The sequence below is a fragment of the Blautia sp. HCP3S3_C12 genome (genome assembly GCF_052064155.1).
In the GTDB taxonomy this organism is placed as follows: domain Bacteria; phylum Bacillota; class Clostridia; order Lachnospirales; family Lachnospiraceae; genus Blautia_A.
This window is the reverse complement of sequence record NZ_JBQHWC010000034.1, coordinates 1-10,803: the sequence shown is the minus strand read 5'-3', so window position 1 is coordinate 10,803 and position 10,803 is coordinate 1. Positions and strand designations below refer to the sequence as shown.

Sequence of the window (10,803 nt, the reverse complement as noted above, 5' to 3'; positions counted from 1 at the left end):
TGTAAACATTTGTTCTGTTGTTTAGTAAAAAAATTTGCGCGTCTAACTCATCACTGAAAGTAACGAGAATGCGACGCGCAGTTATTCAAATCCTACAATAAACATGATGTGGAAGTTGAAATGGCAATACAGAAGCGCCTGTCGAAATACCCGATCCCGGACTTCATCTGGGATGAATATCATCTCGATCAGGAGATCAACGACAGAGGAATCGCCCTAGATATGGATGTGGTGGAAAACGCTATAAACTTTGATGAACGTTCCAAAGCTGTCCTCTCTGAAACCATGCAGGATATCACTGGCGTAGAGAATCCGAACAGTGTGGTTCAGATGAAGGCCTGGCTCTCTGAGAACGGCGTGGAAGCAGAATCACTCGGAAAGAAGGATGTAGCAAAGCTGATCGGCGATACTGACGGTCAGGTGGAAGAAGCGCTTCGGCTCCGCCTTCAGCTGGCAAAATCATCCGTGAAGAAATACCAGGCCATGCAGAATGCTGTCTGCAAGGATGGCAGAGCCCACGGCATGTTCCAGTTCTACGGAGCCAACCGCTCTGGCAGATGGGCAGGCAAATTGATTCAGTTACAGAACCTTCCGCAGAACCACATGCCGGATCTTGCAGAAGCCAGAGCCATTGTGAAAGCCGGCGATTATGATACTGTGCAGCTGCTCTATGATGATATTCCAGACACGCTGTCACAACTGATCCGGACAGCCTTTGTGCCCCGTCCCGGATACAAGTTTATTGTCAGCGACTTCTCTGCCATCGAAGCCAGAGTGCTGGCCTATCTTGCCGGTGAGACCTGGCGCTCTAAGGTATTTGCGGAAGGCAAAGATATCTATTGTGCCTCTGCCAGTCAGATGTTCGGCGTTCCGGTTGAAAAGCATGGGATTAACGGTCATCTCCGTCAGAAGGGAAAAATCGCAGAATTGGCTCTCGGATACGGCGGCAGCGTCGGTGCCTTGAAGTCGATGGGAGCCTTAGATATGGGACTGACCGAGGAAGAGCTCCAGCCGCTGGTCAACTCCTGGCGGAACTCCAACCCGATGATCACCGCCTTCTGGTGGGACATCGACCGTGCGGTCAAGACTACGATCACGCAGCGCATCCAGACTGAAGTGCGCGGGATCCGCTTCTTTTATAAAAGCGGTATGCTCTTCATCAAACTTCCGTCAGGCCGCCTGCTCTCCTACGTTAAGCCCCGTATCGGAGAAAACCAGTATGGTGGCGAATCTGTAACCTATGAAGGAGTCGGCTCCACAAAGAAGTGGGAACGTATCGAATCCTACGGTCCAAAGTTCGTGGAGAATATCGTCCAGGCCGTCAGCCGCGACATCCTCTGCTACGCTATGAAAACTCTCCGGCACTGCTTCATCGTCGGTCATGTTCATGATGAGCTGATTATCGAATGCAGCCCTGATGTTGACCTGAGTGTGATTTGCAAGCAGATGGGCAGATCTCCGGACTGGATGCCGGACATCCTTCTCCGCGCCGACGGCTACGAAACCAATTTTTACAAAAAAGACTGAAAAAAATAGCGGCTTACCGGTTCATCGCCGGAGGCCGCTGCTTCAACTTTTTATTTACATCAATTCAATTGAATATCCATTGCGTATGCATAGGAAATAGTCTCTCCCGTCTTTGTGGCTTTATATCCCTTCTCCTTATGTGAGTAGTCGGAAATCTCCACTGATCCAAAGGTCTTAAACTTCTCGTATATACGGTTCAGTACTTCTATCTCTGCATCAGAAAGCACACCTTCAGGTATATCACACTCTGGAACTACCTGATGTTTTTCATAGCCGCCATCATAAAATACATCGATGTGGGCAATATGATCTGCTGCCATTTTTCCAAGAATCATATCAAAATGATCTGGCACTGGTCCATAAGGCAGATGCGCATATTTCAAGCCAGATATTGATACTCCATTTTCTTTATAGAAAATCATATCTGAGTAGTTGAGCAACTTCATAAGCTTTGTTTTTAGTAATTCAGTGCTCTTATTCGCAAAAAACAGAACCATGGCGCAGAGCTTCTCATAATCAAACCCCTTGAATCCATTTTCCTCACAAGGAACTCTGGAGAAAAACAAATCAAAGAACCGTCTACCAACTCGATATTCCGTATCTTGCTCAAGTTTATCAACAGTATCAAGCAGTTTTGCTTTTTGCCTTTCATCAAGGACAATCTCATTCTCCGTCAGATATGTCCTCATGTTTTCAGGCTCACGCAAGAATAGAAGAAGACTATTATGAGCCTTATCCTGGATAGAGCCATTCTCATATCTACAGATAGTCTTATCTCCCCAGTTCAAGAGCTTAGCAAAACTCCTCTGACTGAGCCCATACTGTTCTCTTATTTTCTTAATTTCCTCTGGCAGCAGAAGCTTATGCTTTCTACGGTATTCGTTGTATGCATTAATAAGCGTGGCGTTATCAAATTCCTCACAATAGAACTCTTCTCCACACTCAGCACAAACCAATATCTGGGCATCAACTTCGATTGGCTCTCCACAAACATCATACGTTTCTTTCTTAAAAACTACCTTAGTCCCGACTTCTTTTCCACATTCCTCGCAATATTTCTTCATCGACGCCACCTCCTTTCCTAAGCAAAATCGTCCTCGTGGAATCCAATACATTTCAGGATATCTTCTCCGTTCTCCTGAACAATTTTTACTTTTACATAAAATTGCATTCCATCAATATCTTTTTTGAATTCCCAAATGTCTCCAGGACGATTAGGATCATGATCCTGCTTAGGGCCTTTGTAGTAATCACCGACAACAAGCCCTAAAATCTCATTTTTTGCATCTGTGATAGTAAGACCATGTTGCGCCAATGCTTGCATATTTTTTCTTCTTGGAACAAAATCGTATTTTCCTGCAGACAGTAGCCGTTTGACCTCAGCAAGATATGCTACAATCTGCCCGTTGCTTGCTTGATTACTCACTCAGATACCTCCGTGTACTTTATATTATACTCAAGAATCCTAAAAAGTCAAGAAAAATGCGGTCATATGACCGCATTATGACGAATCACCTTTATCGTGGTATCCTACACATACCTGTATTTCCCCAAATCCCTTGATCCATACTGACAAATGCAGCTTTTATTTTTTCTCGATGCACATCCGATACAGGAACCGCCAGATAATCTCTGACGGAACATCTCGGAAATGTAATTTTCAATATCCTCGATTCTGGCACCCCGGTTATTCCTCCAAGCTTTTCGCTGAGCTCACGGAAGTAAGCATCTTCCTGTTTTCTGCTCCGATGGTTATATATCAAAACGCTTTGCTTCTGTCTAATATAATCCGCCACCTCTTCATAAAATGTATACTTTATACTCTTAGCCGATCTTTTTCCTACCGACTTTACAAGCATACCGTTGTCCGGATCCATAAAGACAATATCCAATCCCTTTAATAAAACCAGAGCTCTCTTATGCCATTCATCGCGTCCGGCAACAGTAATCGGTTCACTATAATATCTTGCATCAGGAATAAAATCTCCTCTTTCCAGGCTCTTGATGGAGCGATTATTCGACTTTGCGATCTTTGTCAGCTGCTCTGCCAGCGGAGTATCGCATACCTGTAAATATTCAGGAATTAGATATTTCCCATCTTCCTGCTTATATGTGCCATCCGCTTTTTTCTCTGTATCCATCGGTTCGACACGGTACCAGTTCACTCCGACAGATAATCCCTGAGTCTGCAAAGCTTTGAGCAACCCAATCTTTCCATAATCGCCGATGTCACCGGCATATCTATCCTGCATACAATCACCTACGCAGCTTCCCCGAAGAATTTCTCCGCGATCTCGTTCAATTGGTTTTTGATCATATCGAAATCTCCGTCCAGATTCAACGTTCTCACTCCAATCTGATTTCCGCTCATACGGTATTCTTTCTCAGGATAGATTTCCTCATCTGTCCTTGCATACAGAAGCATCCCTGCGACCTTGTGTGGCTGATCTGCCAGCTCTACTTCTTTGTTCTTTACATAGGTGAATATCTGATACAGGTTTCCGGAAGGAAGTGTGTTTTTATCATACTGACGTTGTGTCGTATGTGCATAATACTTCGCGTCAATAATCAGAGTTTTTTCTTCCTTTGTCAGCATTATGTCTGTCTGCATAACCGGAAGCATGTCTCCAAAATCATCATCAAGTTGCCACGGGATCTGAGATGCATTAGCGGTCAGCTCCGGATGCTCTTTTCGATAGTATTCCAAAATAAATTTCTCATACAGGCGGTACATTCTTTGCTCATCTAGGAAATCCATCAGCTTCGTTGTACCATCGGATTGAGTCTGCAACAAACCCTTAAATACAAGATAGCAGATGGAAATTAGCATACGGTATGTCTGATTATTACGGTTATACTGCATATTCCAATTCACAGAATAAAGATCAATAACATTCACGTCCTCAAAGGAAACCATCAGTTTCCTCAGTTCCTTTTTCCTTGATTTGGATATGTCCCCTTTTAACAGAAGAAGAACTGTGGATTTGATGATCCGATTCATAACAGAATTCACGGAAAAATCATCATATGAACAGATCATCTGCTTCTTCAGAAATGTTTGTGTCTTGATAGATTCAGAAATATCCAGTTTTCCGCGAAGTGATGATAAAGCCTCAGTCTGAGGTATGTATTCCTTCCCAAGACCGCGCTTCACCTGAGTGCTGATTCCTCTTGCAAGGATTGCAGCACACAGCTCAGCAGTATTATCAAATTCTTCCGTTGCTATATTCTTATAGCCCTGCTCATTCAGAACCTGAAAAGCATAGGCAAGCATATAGTATATGTTCTGAATTCTTATCACTTAACAGCACTCCTTAGGTTATCGCTCCATTCTTTGACCTTCAGTGGTTCATCAAACCAATACTCCTTCAGCATCGGGATTAGTTTGGTGCTAGAATATAAATAGTACAAGCCAAAATGAGAAATTCCAAATACACATAAGCATGATACAATAGAGGCATGCTGAAGGAGGATCTCATATGGCAAAGCAACATGACAAACAATTTAAACTTGATGCAGTCCAGTACTATCAGGATCACAAAGATCTCGGAGTACGTGGATGTGCAGAAAATCTTGGCATCGGATACAGCACATTAACAAAATGGCTGAAAGACTTCCGGGAATCAGGTGATATTCCTGTTCGTGGTTCTGGTAATTATGCATCTGATGAGCAGAAGGAAATTGCCCGTCTCAGACGTGAATTACGCGATGCCCAAGATGCACTTGATGTGTTAAAAAAAGCAATCAACATTCTGGGAAAATGACGGAAGCCATTTATCTTGAAGTGTCTGAGAAAACGGAAGCTGCCAAAAAGGCTGGACGCCGGGTTTCCGTCTCCGGAATGTTGAAATTTTTAGGTGTCTCTCGCTCAGGATATCTTGCATGGCTCCACCACGTACCTTCTGATACAGAAAAACGTCGTAAAGCTGTAAAAGCAAAAATACAGGATATTTATGATGATTCCAAGCAGAACTACGGTGCTCCGAAAATCACTGTAGAACTTCGAAAAACTGGTGAAGTCATTTCGGAAAGAACCGTTGGTACATATATGCGCCAAATGGGGATCCGTGCTCAGTGGAGCAAACCATGGACGATCACCACAAAAGATTCCGATTTCAGCACTGAATTACAAAATATCCTTGATGAGCAATTTAATCCTGATCGTCCGAATGCAGTCTGGTGTTCAGATATTACCTACATCTGGACAATAGATGGATTTGTCTATCTGACCAGTGTTATGGATTTATTTTCCAGAAAAATCATAGCCTGGACGCTTTCAGAAACACTGGAAGTATCTTACGTGATTGATACTATAAACAAAGCCAAAGCTCGCCGAAATATCGATCAACCATTAATTATCCATTCGGATCGTGGCAGCCAATATGTTGCAAAGGAATATAAAAAAGCAACCGAAAATATGCAGCGCAGTTATTCGAAGAAAGCTTTTCCGTGGGATAATGCATGCATTGAATCCTTTCATTCTATTATCAAACGTGAATGGCTCAATCGCTTTAAAATTCGCGACTATAAGCAGGCATACCAGTTGATTTTTGAATATCTGGAAGCTTTCTACAATACGAAACGAATTCATAGCCATTGCAACTATATGTCGCCAAACGAATTCGAACGAGTGTATGAAAGAACGCACACTGAGGCTGAGCTTCTGGCAGGTTAAAATGGGGAGAAATTTCTCATTTTAACTTGTACTAAATCTTGACATAGGACCAGTTCGTATTCAACAATGCTCTGGAGCTTCTCATCAGTCACTTCATCTGGTTCCATATTACAGAAATAGCTATGACCAATGCAGAAGCCTTCACCCAGCGACTCATCCGCTGTAATCTTCTCGTTAAGGCTCTGTACACATCCTACAAGTGCCTCAAACTTTTTATTGTCGAGACTATCTCTATAAGCACGGAATCCTTCTGTGGTAAATCCCGGCTTCAAATCAAAGAATGCAAATCTTCTGCGTAAAGCGTAATCCAGCATTGCAAGGCTTCAATCTGGCATATACATCTTCTCTTCCCCAAAACATCGAAAAGAAACGGATTGCCATCTCTTCTGAAATAAACGAAGGATTCACAATACGTTCCCCCTGATCCGGGTCATACTCTTCTGCATTTTCTATTTTTTCTTCGAAAGGATTTACCTCATCATATGGAATACTTGCTTTCTTCAATTTATCTTTTAATAATCTGTTCTCATATTCAAGTATCCTAACCATCTTTCTCAACGAATCCACATCGTATGCTTCTACGTTCACCTCTGTCACCTGCAATTCTTATTTCTTCACAATATTATCTCGCATTCATTGTCCCAACTTTATTCTATCATTTGTTCCAACTATCTTCAATATTTGTTTCCGAATATTTAACGCTTATATGAATAAACTAATACTACCACTAAAAACAGTTTGACTTTCTGAAATCAATCCTGTATAGTATTTTTAGTGGTTGTGCTACGGATGCTTGAGGGGCCCGTAGCCGGAGGAGCTCATGCGTGGGCTCCTTTTTTACTATACAGGAGTGATATATTATGGAGAAAAAATTTCTTACATACGATCAGCAAATTGAAAAATTACAGAGTGAAAAACAATTAACCATTTCAGATGTTCCAACTGCCATCCATACGCTAGAGCATATCAGCTACTATTCTTTGATTGGCGGATACAAAAATCTGTTCAAACATAAACCTTCTGGAAAATACTTATATGGTGTTACATTTGAAGAAATTGTTGCATTTTATTATTTTGATGAAGAGTTACGGACTTTATTTTTAAAGTATATTCTTCATGTAGAACGGCATCTGAAATCTTTGATTTCCTATCACTTCTGTGAAAAATTTGGTGAAAGTCAGGCAGAATATCTAAACCCTGTAAATTTTAATTCTGCAAAGAAAAACCAAAAAGCTGTCAATCGCCTGATTCATTCTATGCAAAACTGTATTTCGATGCCTTCCCATTATAATTACATTTCCCATTATTCCAAGGTATATGGTAATGTTCCACTCTGGGTTGCAATGAATGCTGTTACATTTGGACAGCTTTCTGCCTTTTATCAATATATGCCAAACGATGTCCAGGTAAAAGTCAGTAAACATTTCCCAGGCTATACAGAAAAACAATTGCATCAATTTATCACTATTATTGCAAAGTGCCGGAATGTATGTGCTCATGGAGAACGATTATATGATTTTCGAACTCAAGATACAATCCCTGATACACTCCTACACCAAAAGCTTTCTATTCCATTGAAAAAGGGGAGTTATACTCTTGGTAAACACGATTTATTTGCTGTAGTTCTTTCACTAAGATATCTCATCAACAATGATGATTTTAAATCATTCAAACGCTCTCTTATCCAGTTAATCAAGCGAGTACTTAAGCAGTGCCCACATTTAACACAGGCACAACTATTAAAACAAATGGGATTCCCTGAAAATTGGGAGAAGATTTGCAGATATAAAATATATTAAAATCATATATAAAACGGCAGCCCTGCGATTTCCATCTCAGGAAGCTGCCGCTTCTTTTTTCTTTTCATTTTCTTCTTTTTTCTCCTGTCCATTGTTTTCCTTATCTTCCTCCAGTTCCCGGAGCAGCTCTTCGCCATATTTATCTATCATCCGCACAAGAAAATCAATGCACCGTTCAAATTCTATATTCTGTTTCACAAGCCTCTCCTTCCCTGTTTTTTTATTCTGTGGTCATTCTACAGGAAAGTTTCTGGCTTCTCATTGAGCAGAAATTGAGAGTAAATTGACTGTTTCTCATTTATTTTGGTTCATATCATTGAAATTCCATTGTCCAGAACATATGTTTGTGTTATTATATAGGAAGTTTAGTACCTAATACAAACAGAATTGATACGAAAAGGTGGGATTGCGTTTGGATCGATGCGATTTTAGCTCCATAATGACATGTTTAAAAAATCATATCAGCGAAAGTAACCAGATGAACCAGCCTGAATTTTTATATGAAGTATTTGAGGATTTTATGGACAGCCCGGAAAGCAAAGATTTTTCTTTTGACAATGGGCTGGTCTGCCGGTGGATGACCGGACAGGCGAAGATCAGTCCCAAAATCTGCACTTACTATGCAAGACCAAGCAAGCAGGAAAAGCTGGCTGAAACGCTGCAGCATAATCTTATACCATTAATGACCGACTGTAACAAAGCACTGCAGGATGTTTATCTCCTGTTCATGCAGGATGCCACAATCTCCGAAGCAAAAAAGAAAAAGCTGGCAGCCCTATACAAGCCGATTGATTCACGGCTTCTCTTTCTGGCAAAACTAATCTCCTTTGGTATGGAACGCCAATTTATCAAACGGGACACCAGAAACCAAAAGCTGCTTGCAGGCGGCTCTCTCTCCCCGGTTATTCTGGATTACATCATGGACAGTGAAGTTCCCAGACCATGCCGCCATTTTCTTGGAAGAGAAGAAGAACTGGACGAATTACATACAATGCTGGAAGAAAACAGCAAAGTATTTCTCTATGGAATTGCCGGGGTTGGAAAGAGTGAACTGGCGAAAGCATATGCAAAGCAATACAAAAAATATTATACGAACATCCTGTATGTAGAATATGCCGGTGATTTACATCAGGCTGTCACAGACATGGATTTTACCGACGATCTGCCGGAAGATGGGGAAGAAGAACGTTTCCGGAAGCACAACCGGTTTCTCCGTTCTCTGAAAGATGATACACTGCTCATCATAGACAATTTCAACGTCACTGCCACGCAGGACAGTTTTCTGCCGGTGGTTCTGAAATACCGGTGCAGGATTCTTTTCACGACCAGAAGTAAATTTGACGGACACTGTATCCTGCAGTTAAAAGAAATCAGGGATCCAGCCAGCCTGTTTCAACTGGCAGCTGCATTTTATTCTGAAGCAGAAGAATACCAGACACTGGTGGAAGAGATTATAGAAATCGTCCATCGCCATACCTTTGCAGTAGAGCTGGCTGCAAAACTACTGGAAAATGGGATTCTACCTCCGGAACACTTACTGGAAAAGCTACGGGAAGAAAAGGCATCCCTTGAAAATGGAGATAAAATCAGTGCCATCAAAGACGGGCAAAACAGCAAGGCTACTTACTATAACCATATCCACACTCTGTTTTCTCTTTATTCCATATCCGTGGAACAACAGGAAATCATGCGGAACCTTTGCTTTCTGCCTCCTGCCGGTATTTCCGCCCGTATTTTTGCTGACTGGCTTGGATTAACTGACTTAAATGACATCAATGATCTGATTGAAACAGGTTTTGTACAGGCAACTACACGGCATACAATTTCCCTGCATCCGTTGATTCAAGAGATTGCCCTTTCAGAAACAAAACCATCGGTCACAGCCTGCCATACTTTGCTTGATTCTCTGCAAAAAATATGTCTGATGCATGGAACGGAAGTCAGCTATTATAAAAAACTGTTTCAGACAGTCGGTAATATCATGCGGATGATGGAAAAAGATGATCTGACCAAGTACCTGCTGTTTCTTGAGGATGTCTTCCCATATATGGAGAAATACCGTTACAGGAAAGGTATGAAAGAGATTATCCTGGAGATGAAGCAGCTTTTGAAAGGGAATGAAAACGGTAGTGCTACCGACCGTGCATTATTACTGGACTATCAGGCATGTATCAGTTCATGGATAGACAGTCTTGGGTTATAAAATAAATCATAGTCATTAGGATTAGACTGATTAACAATAATAGGGACTTCAATACGAGGTCTCTTTTAATGATGATAAGGAAGAAGTGAACATGAATAAAAGAGTTTTAGGAAAAGATTTAGAAGTATCAGAAATCGGATTAGGATGTATGGGAATGAGCCATGCATATGGAACAGTTTCAACACAAAAGGAAGCAGAGGAACTGATCGCAAAAGCAATAGATGAAGGCTGTACGTTTTTTGATACGGCAGAGGTATGATTGGATGAATCATTTTAATCCAATACTGAATAAATACAACACCGTTAAAAAGAAACTCAAAGCTAAAGTTACAGAACGGAAAGAGCTGAATGTAGAAAAAGAAAAAACCAGTATTTTGAATCCCATCCAGCATATAAAATTGAATCAGCAGCTTACCACTGTTACGGAAGAAATTGAAGAACTGAAATCAAGGAAAGAGCAACTAATCTTCCAGGCACAATGCTCCACTGATAAAGATATGACGAATCTATCGGTAGTGTAAAATAGTTTGTGTTTTTGGTAAAAAATAACTCCTTTTTGGTAAGAATTCAGATATGACAATTCTTATCGAAAAGGAGTA

11 protein-coding genes and 3 pseudogenes are annotated in these 10,803 nt (G+C 41.2%); 7 read left to right on the top strand and 7 right to left on the bottom strand.

The window, feature by feature from the left end; genetic code table 11:
- Window positions 1-78: 78 nt before the first annotated feature.
- Window positions 79-1,527: pseudogene (locus ACTNDS_RS16470) on the top strand (DNA polymerase); the annotation flags it as partial.
- Between the two features lie 59 nt (window positions 1,528-1,586).
- Here ACTNDS_RS16470 and ACTNDS_RS16465 read toward each other — a convergent pair.
- From ACTNDS_RS16465 to mcrC, 4 genes are all read right to left on the bottom strand, one after another.
- On the bottom strand, window positions 1,587-2,591 hold the full coding sequence (locus tag ACTNDS_RS16465) for a type II TA system antitoxin MqsA family protein (RefSeq protein ID WP_441036840.1): 1,005 nt from the start codon (window positions 2,589-2,591) through the stop codon (window positions 1,587-1,589).
- 17 nt (window positions 2,592-2,608) lie between these two features.
- Window positions 2,609-2,953 (bottom strand): type II toxin-antitoxin system MqsR family toxin, encoded by a 345-nt coding sequence (locus ACTNDS_RS16460; RefSeq protein ID WP_441036839.1) that lies wholly within the window; start codon window positions 2,951-2,953, stop codon window positions 2,609-2,611.
- A gap of 91 nt (window positions 2,954-3,044) precedes the next feature.
- Window positions 3,045-3,779, bottom strand: a complete 735-nt coding sequence (locus ACTNDS_RS16455) for a hypothetical protein (protein WP_441036838.1) — start codon at window positions 3,777-3,779, stop codon at window positions 3,045-3,047.
- A gap of 8 nt (window positions 3,780-3,787) precedes the next feature.
- Window positions 3,788-4,828 (bottom strand): 5-methylcytosine-specific restriction endonuclease system specificity protein McrC, encoded by a 1,041-nt coding sequence (mcrC, locus tag ACTNDS_RS16450; RefSeq protein ID WP_441036837.1) that lies wholly within the window; start codon window positions 4,826-4,828, stop codon window positions 3,788-3,790.
- Between the two features lie 178 nt (window positions 4,829-5,006).
- Here mcrC and ACTNDS_RS16445 point away from each other — a divergent pair, with 178 nt between their 5' ends.
- Together ACTNDS_RS16445 and ACTNDS_RS16440 are read left to right on the top strand one after the other, a co-directional pair.
- Entirely contained in the window at window positions 5,007-5,291 is a 285-nt protein-coding gene (locus ACTNDS_RS16445; protein ID WP_005612369.1) for a transposase, read from the top strand.
- Window positions 5,288-6,202, top strand: coding sequence for an IS3 family transposase (locus tag ACTNDS_RS16440; RefSeq protein ID WP_076777595.1), 915 nt, complete (start codon window positions 5,288-5,290; stop codon window positions 6,200-6,202). The genes ACTNDS_RS16445 and ACTNDS_RS16440 overlap by 4 nt, the downstream gene beginning before the upstream one ends.
- A gap of 47 nt (window positions 6,203-6,249) precedes the next feature.
- Here ACTNDS_RS16440 and ACTNDS_RS16435 read toward each other — a convergent pair.
- Window positions 6,250-6,525, bottom strand: a pseudogene (locus ACTNDS_RS16435) (AAA family ATPase); the annotation flags it as partial.
- Window positions 6,476-6,790 carry a hypothetical protein gene (locus ACTNDS_RS16430; RefSeq protein ID WP_441036836.1) on the bottom strand — a complete coding sequence of 105 codons (315 nt, stop codon included), beginning with the start codon at window positions 6,788-6,790 and terminating at the stop codon, window positions 6,476-6,478. The gene ACTNDS_RS16430 and the pseudogene ACTNDS_RS16435, both read right to left, overlap by 50 nt.
- Before the next feature lie 272 nt (window positions 6,791-7,062).
- Between ACTNDS_RS16430 and ACTNDS_RS16425 the strand changes: the two genes are divergently transcribed.
- Entirely contained in the window at window positions 7,063-8,001 is a 939-nt protein-coding gene (locus ACTNDS_RS16425) for an Abi family protein (protein ID WP_300333500.1), read from the top strand.
- A gap of 36 nt (window positions 8,002-8,037) precedes the next feature.
- On the opposite strand, the gene ACTNDS_RS16420 is transcribed toward ACTNDS_RS16425, so the two are convergent.
- Window positions 8,038-8,199, bottom strand: a complete 162-nt coding sequence (locus tag ACTNDS_RS16420; RefSeq protein ID WP_021739274.1) for a hypothetical protein — start codon at window positions 8,197-8,199, stop codon at window positions 8,038-8,040.
- A gap of 280 nt (window positions 8,200-8,479) precedes the next feature.
- Here ACTNDS_RS16420 and ACTNDS_RS16415 point away from each other — a divergent pair, with 280 nt between their 5' ends.
- The 3 genes and pseudogenes from ACTNDS_RS16415 to ACTNDS_RS16405 form a co-directional block, all read left to right on the top strand.
- The gene (locus ACTNDS_RS16415; RefSeq protein WP_441036835.1) at window positions 8,480-10,204 is read left to right on the top strand and encodes an nSTAND1 domain-containing NTPase; all 1,725 of its coding nucleotides are present in this window, start codon (window positions 8,480-8,482) and stop codon (window positions 10,202-10,204) included.
- A 91-nt stretch (window positions 10,205-10,295) separates the two neighbouring features.
- Entirely contained in the window at window positions 10,296-10,463 is a 168-nt protein-coding gene (locus tag ACTNDS_RS16410; RefSeq protein ID WP_441036834.1) for an aldo/keto reductase, read from the top strand.
- Window positions 10,459-10,716: pseudogene (locus ACTNDS_RS16405) on the top strand (MobQ family relaxase); the annotation flags it as partial. The gene ACTNDS_RS16410 and the pseudogene ACTNDS_RS16405, both read left to right, overlap by 5 nt.
- Window positions 10,717-10,803 lie beyond the last annotated feature (87 nt).